The organism is Enterococcus sp. 3G1_DIV0629 (assembly GCF_002141285.1).
GTDB classification, from domain to species: domain Bacteria; phylum Bacillota; class Bacilli; order Lactobacillales; family Enterococcaceae; genus Enterococcus_B; species Enterococcus_B lactis.
Genome location: NZ_NGLI01000003.1, coordinates 212,841 through 232,448 on the forward strand (window position 1 = coordinate 212,841; position 19,608 = coordinate 232,448).

The window sequence follows — 19,608 nt, forward strand, 5'->3', positions numbered from 1 at the left end:
GCTATCGTTTCACAAATCTGCCAAAATACAAAGACGGTCAAGAAATCATCTATACAGTAACGGAAGATAACGTGCCCGAATACAGTACGACGATTGACGGGTATAACATTAAAAACAGTTATACACCGGAAAAAACAAATATATCTATACCAGGTAGCCATATAACACCGTGGAAAAATTTTCCAGAGAAGACAGAGAGAGAGAAAATTAGAAATCTATTCTCTCAAAAATTGCAAATATTTGCTCATGCAGAAGAATCTAGCGAACAAAGAACCAATTATATTAGTAAGAGAGCTGTACCTAAACAGATAACAAATAAATCAAAAAGCATTCTTCCTAAAACAAGTAGTAAAAAATCTAGTTTTGCTGTAATCATTGGTTTATTGATAGTAACTATCTGTACAGGGATATTCTTACAAAAATATAAAAAAGTTTAGTTAGAATAATTTTTGTTATTCAGAATATAATATTTCTTGTTAAATATGACTGAAATCAAAAGAATAAAATTCCGATTTATAATTGAAAAAAGAAGCATTTTTATATATGCTTCTTTTTTCGTAGAATCAATAAATATGGATTTGGCTAACTATGGAAGAATACTCGTATTAGTTTTCAGCGTTCATATTAGTTGTTACATTGTTTGATTGGCTAAAAGAATTTCTGATATATTTTGTGCTAAATAAAGAAAAAGACGCTTGAATTGGGAAATAAGAAAACTACTCTATCATTACAAATTTTCATAAACTGGCAGATGTTCTAAGTAAACAAGTATCTTTTCAAAGTCGGAAAAATCCATGATCAACGTAGTGGTATTGATATTTGGATGAAAGCCTACGGTATCTTGACGATCAATAGCAGTATCGATCACGACTTGGATTTTTTTCTCTTTGTCGTGCATCAATGCTAATGGAGTCACTGTACCTGCTGGAACGCCTAGGAGGTCAGGAAGCTGTTCTTCAGAAACAAAAGATAAGCGCTTTTCTTTTAATTGTTCAGCTAGTTGTTTTAAATCGGCGTTCTTTTCATCAGGCAAGATGACAAGATAGATTTGTTTTCCTTTTCTTGATTTCAATAATAGATTTTTTACTTGCGGACCAGGTAGGGAAAAAGGGACATTTTTGACTGACGTAATCGCAGGATGATCGACTTTTTGAAAAGAGATATCCAGTTTTTTTAGTAGTTCATAAGCTTCTTGTTCGGTTGCACGACTCATCGCGCCTCACACTCCTTTTTTTATTAGTGTATCATAAAAAAGAGTTGACAAATGAAAAATAATCATGTAAATTACACGTAAAGTTAAAATAAATGACATCGAAAAGAAGAGTAGCAGTTAGGTGTTTTTAGAGAGTCTCTGGTTGGTGGAAAGAGGCAGCAGTTAACCGTGAAACACATCTTGGAGTCGATTTTCTGAAGCGTATAGTAGGAAAATCCGGGGAGCCCGTTACAGCTGCGGTCGTTGCTAGATGACCAGATAAGGCTGGCTTTTCCGTGAGGAGCCGGTAAAAAAAGGTGGAACCACGTGATTAACGTCCTTTGATCTTCGGATCAAAGGACTTTTTGTTTTCATCTGATTTGCAACGACTGTGTGAGGTTTTTTCTGCAAGGAAAAAATAAACAGAGGTGGAACCACGTATAATACGTCCTCTTGGCATTTGCCAAGAGGATTTTTTTATTTTAAAGGAGGAAAAGAAGATGGAGTATTTAATTGAAGTTATGCCGCAATTATTAGTAGGAGCACTCACAACATTGAAATTATTTTTATTTACCTTGATTGGCTCGTTGCCATTAGGGATTATTTTAGCACTAGGATTGTCCTTGCATTTTAAGCCACTACGCTACTTTCTTCAAACATATGTATGGATCATGCGGGGAACGCCACTATTGTTACAGCTGATTTTTGTTTTTTATGGTTTGCCGACGATTGGGATCGTTTTTGATCGATTCGAAGCAGCGCTCATTGCTTTTATCTTGAACTATGCAGCTTATTTTGCAGAGATCTTCCGTGGAGGGATACAATCGATTCCTCAAGGTCAATATGAAGCAGCGCAAGTTTTGCAATTAAGTCCCTTTCAAACGGTGACGAAAATCGTCATCCCGCAAGTGACAAAGATTGTTTTACCTTCTGTAGGTAATGAAGTTATCAACTTGGTCAAAGATTCTTCCTTAATCTATATATTAGGTTTAGGTGACGTAATGCGTGCCGGGAAAATCGCGATGGAACGCGACGCGACTTTACTGCCTTTGCTAGGCGTGGCAATCATCTATCTTACATTGACTGGTATTCTAACAATCGTAATGAAACAAGTTGAAGGAAAATTAAATTATTACCGCTAACTGATAGGAGGAAGAAATATGATTGAATTGAAGAAAGTGAACAAAGCATTTGGTGAAAAAGAAATAATCAAAGATTTGGATCTAATCATTCCAGATGGGAAAACATTAGCTATCGTAGGTCCTTCCGGTGGCGGTAAAACCACGCTTTTACGTATCTTGGCTGGCTTAGAAAGTTCTGACAGCGGAGAATTTTATTTAGACGGTGTACCGTTCAACCCATTCGAGCTTAAAATGAAAGAACAAGTTGTAGGAGTGGTATTCCAAGACTTCCAGCTATTTCCACATCTGAATATTTTTGAAAACATTACCTTAGCACCGAAAATGGTATTGAAACAGACAAAAGAAGAATACACCAAAAAAGCAGAAGAATTAGCGGCTTCATTAGGGATTAGCGATTTATTGAATAACTATCCTTATCAGCTTTCTGGCGGACAAAAACAACGTGTAGCGATTGCCAGAGCATTGGCCATGAATCCGCGGGTATTGGCTTATGATGAACCAACGAGTGCTTTAGATCCTGAGTTGCGTCAGCAAGTCGAGCGTTTGATCCTATCATTGAAAGAAGACGGGGTAACCCAAATCATTGTCACCCATGATCTCGTATTTGCAGAAAATGTCGGTGATCAACTATTAAAAGTTTCCCCAATTCGTTAAGAAAGGAGAAGATAGAGATGAAAAAAATCAGTTTTCTATTCGCTTTGCTCGTAGGTCTTCTTCTTTTTGCAGGCTGTTCGAATAAAAAGGCTTCAGCAGATAATTGGGCGGCTATCAACGAAGAGAAAAAAATCGTTATAGGTTTGGACGATACATTTGTTCCTATGGGATTTAGAGATAAAGATGGGAAGCTTACAGGATTCGATATTGATTTAGCCAAAGCAGTCTTTGAACAATATGGGATTACGGTAGACTTTCAGCCTATTGACTGGTCGATGAAGGAATTTGAATTGAACAATGGAACGATCGATTTGATCTGGAACGGCTATTCCAAGACACCGGCAAGAGAAAAGAAAGTGCAGTTTACAAAACCTTATATGGAAAATGATCAAGTGCTGATCACACCTAAAGAATCAGGAATCACAAGCTTTGAGCAAATGAAAAATAAGAGATTAGGTGCGCAAAATGGGTCATCTGGTTATGATGTATTTACGAAACAACCAGAAGTATTAAAAGAGATTGTCAAAAACCAAGATGCTGTTTTGTATGATAGTTTTAATGAAGCACTGATTGATCTGAAAAGCGGACGGATCGATGGTTTGCTGATGGATAAAGTATATGCGGACTATTATTTGAAACAAAGAAACGAACTAGAAGACTTCAACATGACAAAAGGTTCTTACGAAAGTGAGGACTTTGCGGTTGGCGCGCGTAAGTCAGATGATACGTTAGTGAAGAAGATAAATGAAGCACTTGACCGATTAGAAAAAACAGGGGAATTCCAAAAAATCTCCAATAAATGGTTTGGTGAAGATGTCACGCCGAGAAATTAACAAATAGATGCAAAGGGACTTAGTATATCTGAGAACCTTTGCTTTTTTTACATAATTTTATTTTGTTGTGGAAGGGGTTTCGTGTTATTCTAAAAGAGGAACGATTGAAGGTTATAGGAAAGGAAGAGATGAATGGAACACAAAGAACTTACCTCATTTCCAAAAGATTTTCTGTGGGGCTCTGCTTCTGCAGCGTATCAAGTAGAAGGAGCTTGGCAAGAAGATGGGAAAGGCGAATCAGTCTGGGATCGATTTGTTCGGATTCCAGGAAAGACATTTAAAGGAACAAACGGTGATCTGGCAGTAGACCACTATCATCGTTATAAAGAAGATATTGCTTTAATGAAAGAACAAGGTCTGAAAGCTTACCGCTTCTCTGTAGCTTGGACACGGATTTTTCCTAATGGACGAGGAGAAGTCAATCAAGCTGGGCTCGCTTTTTATGAGAGATTGATCGACGAACTGATTGAAAACGGTATCGAACCTATGTTGACTTTGTATCATTGGGATCTTCCACAAGCATTGCAAGATGAATATAATGGTTGGGAATCACGTCAGATCATTGAAGATTTCACTAATTATGCAGAAACATTATTTGAGGCATTCCGCGGGAAAGTCCATTACTGGATTAGTTTGAATGAACAAAATATCTTTACTTCATTAGGCTATTTATTAGCAGCACATCCGCCAGGCGTGACGGATCCAAAACGAATGTATGAAGTCAACCATATCGCAAATCTAGCAAATGCATCTGTCATCAACAAATTCCATGAGTTAGAAATGCCTGGGAAAATCGGACCAAGCTTTGCGTATACACCAAATTATCCAATCGACAGTAATCCTGAAAATGTTCTGGCAGCCGAAAATGCAGAAGATCTGATGGCCAATTATTGGATGGATGTCTACATGTGGGGGAAATATCCTATTGCTGCTATGAGATTCTTAGAAGAAAAAGGATGGGCGCCTACGATTGAAGCGGGCGATGCAGAATTGCTAGAATCGGCCAAGCCAGATTTTCTTGGGATCAATTACTATCAAACAGCGACGAATGCATTCAATCCATTAGATGGGGTTGGAGCAGGAAAAATGAATACGACTGGGAAAAAAGGTTCATCAGAAGAAACAGGGGTTCCTGGAATGTATAAAAAAGTTGAGAATCCATTTGTCGAACGAACAAATTGGGACTGGGAGATCGACCCAGAAGGCTTAAGGATCGGATTGCGTCGTATCACGAGCCGTTACCGCATGCCGGTGCTGATTACGGAAAATGGCTTAGGAGAGTATGACAAGTTGACAGAAGACAAACAAATCCATGACGACTATCGAATCCATTACTTACAAAGCCATGTCAAAGCAATCAAAGAAGCAATTTCAGATGGAGCAGAAGTATTAGGCTATTGTACATGGTCTTATACAGATTTGCTGAGTTGGCTGAACGGTTATCAAAAGCGATATGGATTTGTATATGTCGATCAAGATGAAACACAAGAAGGATCTTTGGAACGATATAAGAAAGACAGTTATTACTGGTACCAAAAACTGATTGAAGAAAATGGAGAGAACCTTTAGTTCACATACTTAAAACAAGAAGGTACGGCTGGATATGGCCGTGCCTTTTTTTGATAAAATCATTTAGAAATTAAGAAAAACTGTAAAATAAGCTGAAAAATGAAAGAAAGCGACAGTTCTTTCAAACAAAACTTTAGTTCCCTTGCTTTTTTTTGTATAATGAAACTTGATGAAATGAGGGATAATAAATGGCACAAAAGAAACGGCCTACTAAGAAAAGGAAAAAGACGAAAAAAACGAAAAAGCAAAAACAGCAGCAAGAACAAATGCTGACGATTGGTGTTGGATTTGCCTTGATTCTATTTGCTGTATTCGGCTTTTTAAAATTAGGTTTTTTAGGAATATTGATTGCAAACGGCTTTCGGATCATTGCAGGAAATACTTACCAAATCCTCTGTCTTTTATTAGCCGTATTAGGATTTTGGATTGTCATTAAGAATACAGAGTTTTCAATTGGCAAAAACCGACGCTGGTTTGGCGGTATACTCTTTTATTTCGGTATCTTATTATTGCTACATGCCCATTTATTCGGCAAACTCCATACTGGGGAACCAAATATCATGGGGACGACATGGGACTTATTGGCTAGCGATATAAAACAAAGTCAAGTAGATAATAACGTTGGCGGAGGGATGATCGGAGCAATTCTTTATCATTTCACTTATTTCTTGATTGCACAGCCTGGAAGTTATTTAGCAGCAGTTCTATTACTGGCGGGTGGGGCATTCCTGTTCAGTAATTTGGAAGGCTACCAGCTGCTGAATGGTATCCAATCAATTGGAGAACGGGTACAGGAATTATTGGAAGGTGATCCTGCCAAGCAAGCTCAAAAGCAAGCAGCAAAGGAAGAAAGAATGAAACAGCGTGCAGAAGCGAAAGAAGCAAGACGCTTAGCGGCACAAGAAGCAGCAGAAAAAGAAGCTGCAGAATATGAGAAGAAAAAAGCTGTGAACCAGCAAAGGAAAAATACTCCTGATGAATGGCAGGAACCAGAAAATGCCGATCCTGAGCAGTTAAGTTTTGTTCCAATTGACAGTTTTCAAGAAAATATCCATCCTGCGAATCTAGAAAAACCAGTACCAGATACACCAAAACAGACCAATACAGCGGAAGGTTTTGCTGATGAGTTGCCAGAGGATGACGGTACTTCATTAGAATTTGAGATCGAAGCAGAACAGGAAAATCAAGATTATGAATTGCCGACAGTTGACTTGCTTGATTCTATACCAACTGTGGATCAAAGTGATGAGTATAAAAAAATCGAAAAAAATATCGGTGTATTGGAACAAACTTTCCAAAGTTTCGGTGTGGATGCTAAGGTCGTCAAAGCTAGTTTAGGCCCATCCGTCACAAAATTCGAAGTCCAACCAGCTGTAGGGGTAAAAGTAAGTAAAATCGTGAACTTAACAGATGATATCGCACTTGCTTTAGCGGCGAAAGATGTTCGGATGGAAGCACCGATCCCAGGTAAATCACTGATTGGTATTGAAGTACCAAATGGAAAGATCAGTATGGTTTCCTTTAGAGAAATCATCGAAGCTCAGCCAAACCATCCAGATAAATTACTGGAAGTACCTTTAGGACGTGATGTTTCTGGACGAGTACAAACGGCTGACCTTTCGAAAATGCCTCACTTACTTGTAGCTGGTTCGACTGGTAGTGGGAAGTCAGTAGCAATCAATGGGATCATTACAAGTATATTGATGCGTGCTAAGCCCCATGAAGTAAAACTGATGATGATCGATCCGAAAATGGTTGAATTAAATATGTACAACGGGATACCTCATCTGTTGACGCCGGTCGTGACAAACCCTAGAAAAGCGGCACAAGCCTTACAAAAAGTAGTACAAGAAATGGAAGAACGATATGAAAAATTTGCGGCAACTGGTGTAAGAAATATTTCTGGTTACAATGAATTTGTTCAGCAGAAAAACTTAGAAAACGGAACGAAACATCCAACCTTACCATTCATCGTAGTAATCGTAGATGAATTAGCTGACTTGATGATGGTAGCTAGTAACGAAGTCGAAGATGCGATTATTCGTTTAGCGCAAATGGCTCGGGCAGCGGGCATCCACATGATCCTAGCTACTCAACGTCCAAGTGTGGATGTTATCACAGGGATCATCAAAGCAAATGTACCTTCCAGAATGGCATTTGCTGTATCAAGCGGTACAGATTCTCGGACGATCATCGACTCTAATGGAGCAGAAAAGCTCTTAGGGCGAGGAGATATGCTGTTCTTGCCAATGGGTGAGAATAAACCTATCCGTGTGCAAGGAGCATTCATCTCTGACCATGAAGTGGAGCGGGTCGTTCAATTTGTTACAGATCAGCAAGAAGCTCATTATGAAGAGAAAATGATGCCGACAGATGAAGTTGAAACGGCAGGTGCCCCAGAACAGCCACAAGATGAGCTGTTTGAGGAAGCAAAAGCACTTGTTGTTGAAATGCAAACAGCAAGTATCTCCCTTCTCCAAAGAAGATTTCGAATCGGTTACAACCGAGCCGCTCGACTCGTAGATGAACTGGAAGCTCATGGAGTTGTTGGCCCATCAGAAGGAAGTAAGCCTCGGAAAGTATTCATTGAGCAAGAGGAAACATCAGAACCACTGCCGGAAGATAATGATATGTAAAACTTGTTCGATGAACGGTTGAAAAACGAATAACTATATAAAAAAGACAAGACATGATGATACCAAGAGAAAAATGGTTTTTTTCCCATCTTTTCTAATACGGTACGATGTCTTGTCTTTTTTGATTTTTATGAGATTAAAGTTCTATTCGATTTATTTGTGAAGTATTGCATTAACTAAACGAATCATGTATAGTATGTAGCGAAACTTTGAGAAAAAGAGGGAAAATACTTTGGAAAAACAATCCATCTATGGCTTGACGAATGAAGAATTAATCAATTGGTTTATAGAAAACGGTGAGAAAAAATTCCGAGCTGCCCAAGTTTGGGAATGGTTGTATCAAAAACGTGTAAGTAACTTCACAGAAATGACGAATCTATCAAAGCAATTGATAGAAAAGTTATCGGCGCATTTTATCATCAATCCTCTGAAACAAATGGTCGTCCAAGAAGCTTCGGACGGTACAGTTAAATATTTGTTTGAACTTCCTGATAAAAATATGATTGAGACCGTACTAATGAGACAAGAATACGGCTTGTCCGTTTGCGTGACGACACAAGTAGGATGTAATATCGGCTGTACATTTTGTGCAAGCGGGTTGCTTAAAAAGAACCGTGATTTGACCGCTGGAGAAATCGTTGCGCAGATCATGATGGTTCAACATTATTTTGATGAGCGCAATCTTGGCGAACGTGTTTCCCATGTCGTTGTAATGGGAATCGGTGAGCCATTTGATAATTACGACAATGTAATGGACTTTTTGCATATTATCAATGATGCCAAAGGATTGGCGATTGGTGCGCGACATATTACAGTTTCTACTAGTGGCTTAGCACACAAAATCAAGGAATTCGCTAATAACGGCTTGCAAGTCAATCTGGCTATTTCCTTGCACGCGCCGAACAATGAGGTGCGAACATCGATCATGCGGATCAACCGAAGTTTCCCAATTGAGAAATTGATGGAAGCTGTGGATGAGTATTTAGAGAAAACAAACCGTCGAATCACGTTTGAATATATCATGTTGAATCAAGTAAATGATAGACCAGAGCATGCGCAACAACTAGCAGATCTATTAAAAGATAAGAAAAAGTTAGCATATGTCAACTTGATTCCATATAATCCAGTCAGTGAACATGATCAATATTCTCGCAGTCCAAAAGCTGATGTATTGAGATTTTATGATGTATTGAAGAAAAACGGCGTAAACTGTGTGATACGTAAAGAACATGGTACAGATATTGATGCAGCTTGCGGACAATTGCGAAGCAAGCAAATGAAAAAAACAGCTGCCAAATAATCGTAGCCTACTTCGTTTTTTCAATTACCATAAAAGGAGCAGTTTTCTTAATTAAGGAACTGTTCAACTTAAATAAGTGAAAAGATTCTATAGCGAAAGTTATAAAGCGTTTTTTGACAAGAAAAGCCCTCATTAAGCAAAGAAATGTCGTCAATTTGATGACAGCCTGCTTGATGGGGGTTTTAGCAATTATTTAACTGATTTTCTTATATCCTTGCTGGCTTTCTTGTGTAGCATGATAAGTTTCTACGTCAAGAATGGCCTGTTTAAATTTTTCTCGGGTGATTTCATAAGGCACATGTTGATATCATTTGTGGTCATGGCTTTATCTAAGATTGCTTCTAAATCAGTCGTGACATTGAGATTCATGTCGGTTAACGATACTGGAAGTTGGTTCTTTTTCATAAATACATAGATTTTATCAAACAAATCGAACTGCTGATCCATCATCAATAAGGTCAGTACACCATAACTGACAGATGCTCCGTGAAGGTATCCCTCCATTTTTTCTAGAACAGTCGTACCGTAATAGAATGAGTGTGCCATAGCAGAATTATAGTTATTGTTAACTAAAACAGAAACCAATCCGGTAGTAACAATGATATCCGAAACGACTTGTTCAATTGCATATGAGGGACGATTGTCGGCACTATCTTTCAATGCTTGCGTACCATAAGTCAAGAGACGATCAATGCACATTTTTCCGATTTGGATTCCTAATCTATCCGTGTAGCCTAAATCATCGCCACGAGCAGAAAAAGTAGATTCGACTTCTTTGGATAAAGCATCGCCAATACCTGCCCATAAGTATTTATCAGGTGCTTCGGCAATAATTGCTGTATCAATGAAGGTGTGTACAGGTGGTTTTGAAGGAAAGAAGAGTCCGTCCATTATGCCTTCTTCGTTATAGATGACACATACCGCAGTGACGGGCGAACAGTTCGAACCAATAGTGGGGAAGGTGAAGACTGGTTTAGCTAGTTTTTCACCAATGACTTTTACAGTATCACAAGCACGGCCACCGCCGACTGCAAACAAGACGTCTGCTTTTTGAACACTTTCATGCTGGATCAACTGTTCAATATTTCCATAAGTTGAATTACCCCCGTACCAGAGACTGGCGATAACTTCTATTTCCTGAGTCAAAGCTGCTTTTATTTTGTTTTCTGCCTTTGAAAGTGCAGTCTTCCCTCCAATCAGCACTACTTTTTTCCCATATTCTTTGACGATTCCATTTGCTTTTTCATACGCATCTGTTCCAATGGTATAATTTGGTAAGAAAACACTTTGACTCATATTCTTTTCCTTCTTTCTTCGTTGAAACGGGTTAAAATTTTAAAGAGTGATCTTTCTGACCGCGGCTGTAGATGGAGTAGAGGCGAACCTAAGACAGGATAAGTAATGAATAAGGTGGCATGAACACCTTGAAATCATCAATAAGTATCCTAAAAATAAAATAAGTACAAAAACATTGAAAACGAAAATAATGAATTTTTGTTCCTCTTAGTATTTTCTACGATTCCTCTTGCTTGTTTAAATAATCTAAAAATTCTGAATATTTAGATTATTTTACAAAAATGTGTTTCATTTGTCAATTCATAATTGGTTTTTTTTAAAGCAAAAGATAATCTATATCATGATGAACAAACAGAGTTTTTCCCTCCAATTGATGGCCTTCCTGATCTTTCCTATTTTGAATAAAGTGTTTCTGTATAATTTTTTTATTTTATAAGTAAGGTAAATAATGAAAGAATAGGGATAATGATTGGTAGCTAAAGATTTTTGAGCGAGAACATTTCGTTTTTTCAAAAGGACTGTTAGAATAAGCAAGAATAAGGGGGAAGACGTATGATAATCAGTGAATTTGACCGTAATAATCCAGTATTGAAAGATCAGCTTTCTGATTTACTGAGACTGACTTGGCCGGAAGAATATGGAGACAGCTCGGCAGAAGAAGTAGAAGAAATGATGAATCCAGAACGGATCGCGGTAGCAGCAGTTGACCAAGATGAGTTAGTAGGATTTATTGGTGCAATCCCTCAATACGGTATCACAGGTTGGGAATTGCATCCATTAGTCGTAGAAAGCTCCCGACGAAAGAACCAAATAGGTACTCGATTAGTCAATTACTTAGAAAAAGAAGTAGCTTCCAGAGGAGGAATAACGATTTATTTAGGTACGGATGATTTAGACCATGGAACAACGTTAAGTCAAACGGACCTGTATGAGCATACATTTGATAAAGTGGCTTCCATCCAGAACCTTCGTGAACATCCGTATGAGTTCTATGAAAAATTAGGTTATAAAATCGTAGGTGTCTTACCAAATGCAAATGGCTGGGACAAACCGGATATTTGGATGGCAAAAACGATTATTCCTCGACCAGATTCTCAATAATAAAAAGAGGTTGTGAAATCAGCGTCCTGACCTGAGTATTAGAGAAACAAACGGAAAAATAGTTCTTCATATTTTGCCGTTCGTTGAGCTAATATCGAGGGTCAGCTGATTGAACACCGTTTAGTGGAGAGGTTGTGAAAAAGCTGCCCTGCATCAAGTAATAAGAACAGCCAAGTAAAAACAGCTTTTTATGTTTTTAACTTGGTTGGACTTATTACCGCAGATGCAAGCTTTTGGACACCGTTTATTCAGATAAGGAACTATGACAAGACTTTTGTCAGAGTTCCTTTTTGTTTATTCTTTTTTATCTTTGTACGGCAATAATAGACAATATAACAAAAATTATTTAATGGCTACTGAAAGACAATAGAAAACCTTGTACAAAGCTATTTTTTCTGAAAAATTCCTTGAAACCTCACGAAAAAATCATTATTTTATGAAAAAGACAAAAAAAAGTGTTGATTTTTTAATAATTATTCATTAAACTCTTAAACAACTTCAGAAAATATTAATTATTCTGAAAATTCAAATAAAGGGGTACGTAAAATGAAAAAGAAATTTACATTTGGTTTGGTTGCGGTATGCGGCCTTGTACTTGCTGGATGTTATGGCGACAGTTCAGCCACAAGCAGTAGTTCAGCAAAAAGCGGTTCAGCAGATGGAGGAGGCGTATTTAACTTAGTCGTGCCTCAAGAAATGCCTACAGCTGACTTATCAGTTGCAACAGATACAATCAGTTTTACAGCATTGAATAACGTTTATGAAGGAATCTACCGTCTTGATGAAGACAGCAAACCACAGCCGGCAGGAGCTAGCGAGTTGGCAGAAGTCAGTGAAGACGGATTAACTTACAAAATCAAATTACGAGAAGACGCAAAATGGTCAAACGGTGATCCTGTTACAGCAGCGGATTACGTTTATGGCTGGCAACGAACAGTAGACCCAGCTACAGCTTCTGAATATGCTTACCTGTATGCGCCAGTTGAAAACGCAGAAGACATCACAGCTGGAAAGAAAGATAAATCAGAACTAGGGATCAAAGCAGTTGGCGACTATGAATTAGAAATCAAATTGACGAAACAAACACCATATTTCCAATACCTGCTTGCTTTCCCATCATTTTTCCCACAAAAACAATCCGTAGTGGAAGAAAATGGGGACGCCTATGCATCTGCAAGTGATAAAGCTGTTTATAATGGACCATTCACATTAGAAGATTTCGATGGACCAGGAACAGATACAGAATGGACTTATAAGAAAAATGACCATTACTGGGACAAAGACACAGTAAAACTTTCTGAAATCAAAGTCAGTGTAGTAAAAGAATCTTCTACTGCGTTGAACTTATTCAAAGATGGCCAAGCAGATGATGTGATCTTGTCTGGTGAATTAGCACAGCAAAACGCAAACGATCCAGCTTATACTTCTGTTAAAGAAGCACGGACAAGCTATATCGAATTCAACCAACGTGAAAAGAATTCACCATTCAACAATGTGAACCTAAGAAAAGCTATTTCTTATTCTATCGATCGTGAAGCTTTAGTAAAACAAGTACTAGGTGACGGATCAGTTGTCTCTACAGGATTGATCCCATCAGATATGGTAAAAAGTCCAACAACGAACGAAGACTTTGCAAAAGAAGCTGGAAAATTAGTTTCTTATGACAAAGATAAAGCAAAAGAATATTGGGAAAAAGCGAAAAAAGAATTGGGCGTTGATTCTTTAGAATTTGATTTGATGGCTTCTGATGATGATTCATCGAAAAAAGTAATCGAATATGTTCAAAACTCAATCCAAGAAAACTTGGATGGCGTAACAGTCAAACCAACACCTGTTCCATTCTCTGTACGACTTGACCGCTCAACTTCGGGTGATTTTGACGCAGTACTAGGTGGATGGGCTGCTGACTATGCAGACCCAAGCAGCTTTACTGATTTGTTTGTCACAGGTAATTCATACAACCGTGGTCGCTGGAGCAATGCAGAATATGACGAAGCAGTTAAAGCAGCTTCATCAACAGATGCTGGCGATGAACAAGCCCGTTGGGATGATTTCCAAAAAGCAATCAAGATCATCTCTGATGATATGGGTGTCGTTCCGGTGTACCAAAAAGCAGAAGGTCACCTAGTGAATGAAAAAATCAAAGGTATCGTTCACCATGCTGCAGGCGCTTCATGGGATTACAAATGGACATACGTTGAAGAATAATCGTTAATACCGTGAGCATGAGAAAAAACGAGGCTGCGGCAAATGTCGCAACCTCGTTCTCATATTCACTTATCCTAACAAAGAAAAAAGCATGAAAATAGCAGAAAGAGCAATTAGTATTCCGGCAATGATCAGCCAAAAGCTGTACATACCGTAGCTGGCAGACGAGAGCGAGGAAAATTCTGGTTTTTTCTTTCGGTTCCTTGTTCGTGCAAGATGGACCGATCGCTGAAAATGATCGAAGAAACCCGAAGAAAAGACCCATAAAAAACCGCCGATAATCAGAAACGGCAATGACCATAAGAATAGATCATTAGATAATTGAATGAGTGTAAAGGAATGGTTGATGAGATTTTTTATTAAAATAACCAGAATCAGTAGAAAAGCTACTGCGTAGGGGATAGATTTTTTTTTCATTTGATTGCTCCTTTATTTTTGGTTCATTATCTAATAATGTAGCGAAACATCTGTCAGAAGTCAAAAGCTAGGGGGAAACATTAGTGAATAGTTATATCAAATATGTATTAAAACGTGTCTTTTTCATGATCATCACGCTTTGGTTAATTGCAACAATCACCTTTTTCTTGATGCAATTGCTGCCCGGCACGCCGTATACGAATCAGGAACGTTTGAGTCCTGAAACAATCGAGATGCTAAATAAACAAGTCGGTTTGGATAAACCAGTTATCGTACAATATGGGATTTATCTTTCTAATTTGATTCAAGGAGATTTTGGAATTTCCTTCCAATTTAAAAATCAGCCTGTCGCACATTTGTTAGCTGGAAGAATCGGACCATCCTTGCAATTAGGGTTACAGGCAATTATCTTTGGAACAGTCCTAGGAACGATTTTAGGAACGATTTCTGCCATGAAGCAAAATACATGGGCAGATACATCTTCTACACTTGTAGCGATATTAGGTCGTTCCATTCCAAACTTTGTATTTGCTGTTTTACTACAATATATCTTTGCAATCAAATTACAAGTTTTACCAATCGCAAAATGGGATGGCTTTGTGTACACGATCTTGCCGACAATTGCATTGGCCATGTCGCCGCTTGCTGATTCTGCTCGATTTATCCGGACGGAAATGGTGGAAGTACTGCATAGTGATTACGTGGAATTAGCAAAAGCAAAAGGGTTGAGCCGTTGGGAAATCGCCTTTAAACATGGTCTTCGAAATAGTTTGATCCCATTGATGACTTTATTAGGACCCTTGGCTGTCGCATTGATGACCGGATCACTGGTGGTAGAAAATATCTTTGCTATTCCTGGTATCGGTGAACAATTTGTTAAGTCGATTACAACAAATGATTATCCTACGATCATGGCTGTAACGATCCTTTACTCATTTATGTTGATTTTTGTTATTTTGATCGTTGATCTGCTGTACGGTCTAGTTGATCCAAGAATTCGTGTTTCAGAAGGGAGCCGAGGATAAATGGAAATGACACCCAAGCGTTATGAAACAGTCGCAGATATTCCTGCGGATGAGTTTCTTCCATTACAAAAAAATACCGAAGAAGAACGTGAGCAGATTACTGCACCTTCTTTGAATTTTATCCAAGATTCATGGCGCCGTTTAAAGAAAAACAAAGCTGCCGTTATTTCAATGTTTTTACTGTTGGTCATCATTTTGATCTCTGTGGTCACGATCTTTGTTTCTCCACATGATCCAACTGCCCAAAACGTGGCTTATATCAATTTGCCTCCTCGTATTCCGGGAATCAATATCGATGGATTGAATGGAAAAGCAATGGTCGGCGGTGAACTTGTTGATAAATATGCTCAAGCAAACGTTCCTTCAAACGTAAGTTTCTTTTTAGGAACAGACGGTTTGGGCCGTGATGTATTAAGCCGTTTATTTATGGGAACGAGAATCTCGTTGCTGATCGCATTTATTGCTGCATTACTAGATGTAACGATTGGTGTAGCTTACGGGTTAATATCTGGTTTGTTAGGCGGACGTGTCGATAATGCGATGCAACGTTTTTTGGAAATCTTGTCAGGAATTCCAAACCTCGTTGTCATGATTTTGATGTTGGTCGTTTTTGAACCAGGAATTTTTTCCATCGTGGCTGCTATGGCCATCACAAACTGGATACCAATGGCACGTATCGTTCGTGCACAAACAATGAAATTAAAAGATCAAGAATATGTTCTAGCTGGATTGACATTAGGTGAATCAAGAATGAAAATTGCATTCAAACATATTTTGCCGAATATCTCCAGTGTCATTATTATTCAAATGATGTTTAGTATCCCATCTGCTATTTTCTTCGAAGCCTTTTTAAGTTTTATCGGTTTAGGTCTTACGCCTCCGTCAGCTTCATTAGGAACGATGTTGAGCGAAGGGTACAAGACATTCCTGTATCTGCCTTATCTATTATGGATTCCGGCAGTAACTTTATCGGTTATCATGATTGGCTTTAACTTACTTGCTGATGGATTGCGTGATGCCTTTGATCCTAAAATGAAAGAGTGAGGACGAGACGATGACGAAAATTTTAGAAGTGAAAGACTTAGAAATCTCTTTTGATACGTATGCTGGAAAGGTACGAGCGATTCGCGGTGTCAATTTTCATTTGAATAAAGGAGAAACATTGGCGATCGTTGGGGAATCTGGAAGCGGAAAATCAGTGACGACCAGAAGCATCATGCGTTTGCTGTCGAGCAATGCCAATATAGATGCTGGGCAAATCCTCTTTAAAGGTAAAGACATCGTTGAAAAGACAGAAAGAGAGATGCAAAAAATCCGCGGAAAAGAAATAGCAATGATTTTCCAAGATCCAATGACCTCTTTAGATCCGACGATGCCTATTGGGAAACAAGTTGCTGAGTCACTTAGAAAGCATAATAAAGTTTCGAAAAAAGAGGGACAAAAAGCTGCATTAGAACTGCTTAAATTAGTTGGTATACCTGAAGCTGAGAAACGTATCAATAGTTATCCCCATCAGTTTTCAGGAGGTCAACGCCAACGGATCGTGATTGCGATCGCACTGGTATGTTATCCGGAAATACTGATTGCTGATGAACCCACAACAGCACTTGATGTGACTATCCAAGCACAAATTTTGGAACTGCTGAAAGAAATTCAGACAAAAATCGATACATCAATCATCTTTATCACTCATGACCTTGGTGTAGTAGCGAACGTTGCTGACCGTGTAGCTGTTATGTATGGGGGAAGAATCGTTGAAGTTGGAACATCCGAAGAGATTTTCTACAACCCGCAACATCCCTATACTTGGGGACTGCTTGGGTCAATGCCGACATTAGACAGTGCGAACGACCGATTGTATGCCATTCCTGGTTCTCCACCGGATTTATTGAACCCGCCAAAAGGAGACGCATTCTACCCAAGAAATGAATTCGCGATGAAAATCGATGCAGAACAAGAACCGCCATTTTTTGAACTATCAAAAACACACAAGGCAGCAACTTGGCTACTTGCTCCACAAGCGCCTAAAGTGACACCGCCAGAAGAAATCCAACGTCGCTGGGCTATTTTTAAAGAGAAACAAAAACATACTTATGGTCAAGGAGGAATTGCTGATGCCAAATAAACTACTTGAAGTTAAAGGACTGAAACAGTATTTCAATGTAGGAAAAAAGAATGAAGTACATGCTGTAAATGACATCAGCTTTCACATCTATGAAGGAGAAACATTTGGTTTAGTAGGAGAATCTGGAAGCGGAAAATCCACTACTGGCCGTACGATCATTCGTTTGAATGAACCTACTGACGGTGAGATATTATTCGACGGTCAAGATGTAACGAAGATCAAAGACAAAAAAGGATTGACGAAATTCCGACATGATGTTCAGATGATCTTTCAAGATCCATACGCTTCGTTGAATCCTCGGATGAAAGTCAGAGATATCATTGCGGAAGGAATTGATGTCAATGGGTTAGCTAAATCACCAGAGGAACGTGCCAAAAAAGTCGATGATCTATTGAGAACCGTTGGATTGAATCCGAGCCATGGCACTCGTTATCCCCATGAATTTTCAGGAGGACAGCGCCAGCGTATTGGTATTGCACGAGCATTAGCAGTAAAACCGCGATTTATCATTTGCGATGAACCGATTTCTGCATTAGATGTTTCCATCCAAGCCCAAGTTGTCAATTTATTGCAAGATCTCCAACGAGAACATCAATTGACCTATCTATTTATTGCGCATGATTTATCAATGGTTAAACATATCAGCGACCGAATCGGTGTAATGCATAACGGTTTGTTATTAGAAATGGGAAAAAGTGATGAAATCTATAATCATGGTGTCCATCCTTATACAGAAAGTTTGTTATCTGCTATTCCTTTGCCAGATCCAGATCATGAGAGAAAGCGCAGAAGAATCAAATATCAACCCGAACCAGATGACGGACAAGTACGTCAGCTTCGTGAAATCGCACCAGAACATTTTGTCTATGCAACTGAGCAGGAAGTCCCATATTATGCAAAAAAATTAAAACGACAAAAGGAATCTCTTCTGGTTGCTAACTAGGAGGGACATAGATGCTAAAAGCTTTTAAATTCCGTATGTATCCGACAGAAGAACAAAAACAGCAATTGATCCGTACTTTTGGCTGTGTTCGATTTACCTATAACCATTTGCTGAAAGAACGGCAGAAAAGTTGGCAACAAACAGGAGTGGCCGATTTTTCGCTCACACCTGCTACGTTAAAAAAAGAATACCCATTCTTAAAAGAGGTAGACAGTCTTGCTTTAGCAAATGCACAGCTTAATTTGGACCGAGCTTTTCGCAATTATTTCAAGGGACGTGCCAGCTTCCCAAAGCTTAAAACGAAAAAAAGTATGTGGCAATCTTATACGACGAATAATCAAACTCATACGGTCTATCTGAAAAACGGTCACTTAAAATTACCAAAACAAAAAGAACTGATCAAGATAAACCAGCACCGTCCAGTCGAAGGCACGATTCGTTCCGCTACGATTTCTGCTCGATATAATGAAGAGTTCTATGTCGCACTACTTTGTGATGTTTCATCAATAAAAAAAGAATCTTCAGCTAAATGGATTGGGATCGCCTATCATCCAAAAACATTGATCGAAACATCGCAGCCCATAGAAGTAACTTTGCCAAAATTTGACCAGACAGAAGAAAAACTTCAGCATGCACAGCGGAAATTAAGCGTAAAAGTCCGCTCCGCTCACCATAGAAAGACCAGGTTAGATCAGGCAAGCAATTATCAGAAACAAAAGAGAAAAGTAATGGATCTTTATCTGAAACAAAAGAACCAGCGAGAAGATTATCTTGAACAATTATCTGGGAAATTGGTCAAACAATATGACTACTTATTTGTAGAATCTTTTCCAAAAGAAGAAGCACATGCTGATTTTTCTATTCATGACTGGCATAAATTAATAACAAAATTGCGTTATAAGTCCCAATGGTATAATAAAAAATTTCTTTTTATCAATACCGACGGAGCAGAAGAAAGCAATTCTGTAAGAAAGAGCCAAGTGTTAGAACAACTAGGCAGGCATTCGGTTATCAAGGAATAAAAAATGAATGAAACTGACAGGAGCGTTAGGGTTCGCCTTGTTAATAAAAAGTCTGATTGACTTTTGTTTCTAGGAATTTTCTTTTGAAGAAAAGCTCACTAATTATGACAAACCAATAAAACAATAGCAGAAAAAATTCGTACGA

General features: G+C 38.5%; 16 protein-coding genes, 3 pseudogenes and 1 other annotated feature. Of the genes and pseudogenes, 15 read left to right on the forward strand and 4 right to left on the reverse strand.

The genetic code is table 11. From position 1 onward, the window contains the following. The coding region (locus tag A5816_RS13265) for a Cna B-type domain-containing protein (protein ID WP_143354112.1) at window positions 1-437 on the forward strand (437 nt) is incomplete at its 5' end. A 290-nt stretch (window positions 438-727) separates the two neighbouring features. Here A5816_RS13265 and A5816_RS13270 read toward each other — a convergent pair. Then, window positions 728-1,213 carry a prolyl-tRNA synthetase associated domain-containing protein gene (locus A5816_RS13270; RefSeq protein ID WP_002373961.1) on the reverse strand — a complete coding sequence of 162 codons (486 nt, stop codon included), beginning with the start codon at window positions 1,211-1,213 and terminating at the stop codon, window positions 728-730. A gap of 89 nt (window positions 1,214-1,302) precedes the next feature. After that, window positions 1,303-1,648 (forward strand) — a binding site (T-box leader). A 44-nt stretch (window positions 1,649-1,692) separates the two neighbouring features. Between A5816_RS13270 and A5816_RS13275 the strand changes: the two genes are divergently transcribed. The 7 genes and pseudogenes from A5816_RS13275 (at window position 1,693) to A5816_RS16665 (ending at window position 9,523) form a co-directional block, all read left to right on the forward strand. Then, window positions 1,693-2,334: an amino acid ABC transporter permease gene (locus A5816_RS13275; protein ID WP_002293344.1), complete on the forward strand. Its 642-nt coding sequence runs from the start codon at window positions 1,693-1,695 to the stop codon at window positions 2,332-2,334. Window positions 2,335-2,352: 18 nt separating this feature from the next. Further along, the gene (locus A5816_RS13280; RefSeq protein WP_002293345.1) at window positions 2,353-2,988 is read left to right on the forward strand and encodes an amino acid ABC transporter ATP-binding protein; all 636 of its coding nucleotides are present in this window, start codon (window positions 2,353-2,355) and stop codon (window positions 2,986-2,988) included. Window positions 2,989-3,005: 17 nt separating this feature from the next. Continuing rightward, window positions 3,006-3,821 carry an amino acid ABC transporter substrate-binding protein gene (locus tag A5816_RS13285; protein WP_002373955.1) on the forward strand — a complete coding sequence of 272 codons (816 nt, stop codon included), beginning with the start codon at window positions 3,006-3,008 and terminating at the stop codon, window positions 3,819-3,821. A 132-nt stretch (window positions 3,822-3,953) separates the two neighbouring features. Further along, window positions 3,954-5,390, forward strand: a complete 1,437-nt coding sequence (locus tag A5816_RS13290) for a glycoside hydrolase family 1 protein (protein ID WP_002373954.1) — start codon at window positions 3,954-3,956, stop codon at window positions 5,388-5,390. 188 nt (window positions 5,391-5,578) lie between these two features. Further along, a complete protein-coding gene (locus tag A5816_RS13295; protein ID WP_086311513.1) occupies window positions 5,579-8,026 on the forward strand; it encodes a DNA translocase FtsK in 2,448 nt (815 codons plus the stop codon). Window positions 8,027-8,258: 232 nt separating this feature from the next. Beyond that, window positions 8,259-9,326 (forward strand): 23S rRNA (adenine(2503)-C(2))-methyltransferase RlmN, encoded by a 1,068-nt coding sequence (gene rlmN, locus A5816_RS13300; protein WP_002293564.1) that lies wholly within the window; start codon window positions 8,259-8,261, stop codon window positions 9,324-9,326. After that, window positions 9,316-9,523: pseudogene (locus A5816_RS16665) on the forward strand (hypothetical protein). The gene rlmN and the pseudogene A5816_RS16665 overlap by 11 nt, the downstream one beginning before the upstream one ends. Here the strand turns inward: A5816_RS16665 and A5816_RS13310 are convergent. Next, a pseudogene (locus A5816_RS13310) lies at window positions 9,520-10,622 on the reverse strand (iron-containing alcohol dehydrogenase family protein). The pseudogenes A5816_RS16665 and A5816_RS13310 overlap by 4 nt on opposite strands. Window positions 10,623-11,174: 552 nt before the next feature. Here A5816_RS13310 and aac(6') point away from each other — a divergent pair. Next, entirely contained in the window at window positions 11,175-11,723 is a 549-nt protein-coding gene (aac(6'), locus tag A5816_RS13315; protein WP_002293989.1) for an aminoglycoside N-acetyltransferase AAC(6')-Ii, read from the forward strand. 260 nt (window positions 11,724-11,983) lie between these two features. Here the strand turns inward: aac(6') and A5816_RS16670 are convergent. Beyond that, window positions 11,984-12,076, reverse strand: a pseudogene (locus A5816_RS16670) (ribonuclease P); the annotation flags it as partial. A 193-nt stretch (window positions 12,077-12,269) separates the two neighbouring features. Between A5816_RS16670 and A5816_RS13330 the strand changes: the two are divergent. After that, entirely contained in the window at window positions 12,270-13,931 is a 1,662-nt protein-coding gene (locus A5816_RS13330) for a peptide ABC transporter substrate-binding protein (protein ID WP_086311514.1), read from the forward strand. A 69-nt stretch (window positions 13,932-14,000) separates the two neighbouring features. Here the strand turns inward: A5816_RS13330 and A5816_RS13335 are convergent, their stop codons facing one another. Further along, window positions 14,001-14,348: a DUF3899 domain-containing protein gene (locus A5816_RS13335; protein ID WP_002293992.1), complete on the reverse strand. Its 348-nt coding sequence runs from the start codon at window positions 14,346-14,348 to the stop codon at window positions 14,001-14,003. Window positions 14,349-14,431: 83 nt separating this feature from the next. Between A5816_RS13335 and opp3b the strand changes: the two genes are divergently transcribed. From opp3b to A5816_RS13360, 5 genes are read left to right on the forward strand one after another with little or no spacing between them, the layout of a single operon-like run. After that, the gene (gene opp3b / locus A5816_RS13340) at window positions 14,432-15,373 is read left to right on the forward strand and encodes an oligopeptide ABC transporter permease (protein ID WP_002325415.1); all 942 of its coding nucleotides are present in this window, start codon (window positions 14,432-14,434) and stop codon (window positions 15,371-15,373) included. Beyond that, on the forward strand, window positions 15,374-16,417 hold the full coding sequence (locus A5816_RS13345; RefSeq protein ID WP_002293574.1) for an ABC transporter permease: 1,044 nt from the start codon (window positions 15,374-15,376) through the stop codon (window positions 16,415-16,417). It begins immediately after the preceding gene. Between the two features lie 10 nt (window positions 16,418-16,427). Next, on the forward strand, window positions 16,428-17,498 hold the full coding sequence (locus A5816_RS13350; protein WP_002315752.1) for an ABC transporter ATP-binding protein: 1,071 nt from the start codon (window positions 16,428-16,430) through the stop codon (window positions 17,496-17,498). Further along, window positions 17,488-18,441 (forward strand): ABC transporter ATP-binding protein, encoded by a 954-nt coding sequence (locus A5816_RS13355; protein WP_002310132.1) that lies wholly within the window; start codon window positions 17,488-17,490, stop codon window positions 18,439-18,441. The genes A5816_RS13350 and A5816_RS13355 overlap by 11 nt, the downstream gene beginning before the upstream one ends. An 11-nt stretch (window positions 18,442-18,452) precedes the next feature. Beyond that, window positions 18,453-19,463, forward strand: a complete 1,011-nt coding sequence (locus A5816_RS13360) for an RNA-guided endonuclease TnpB family protein (RefSeq protein ID WP_002373941.1) — start codon at window positions 18,453-18,455, stop codon at window positions 19,461-19,463. Window positions 19,464-19,608 lie beyond the last annotated feature (145 nt).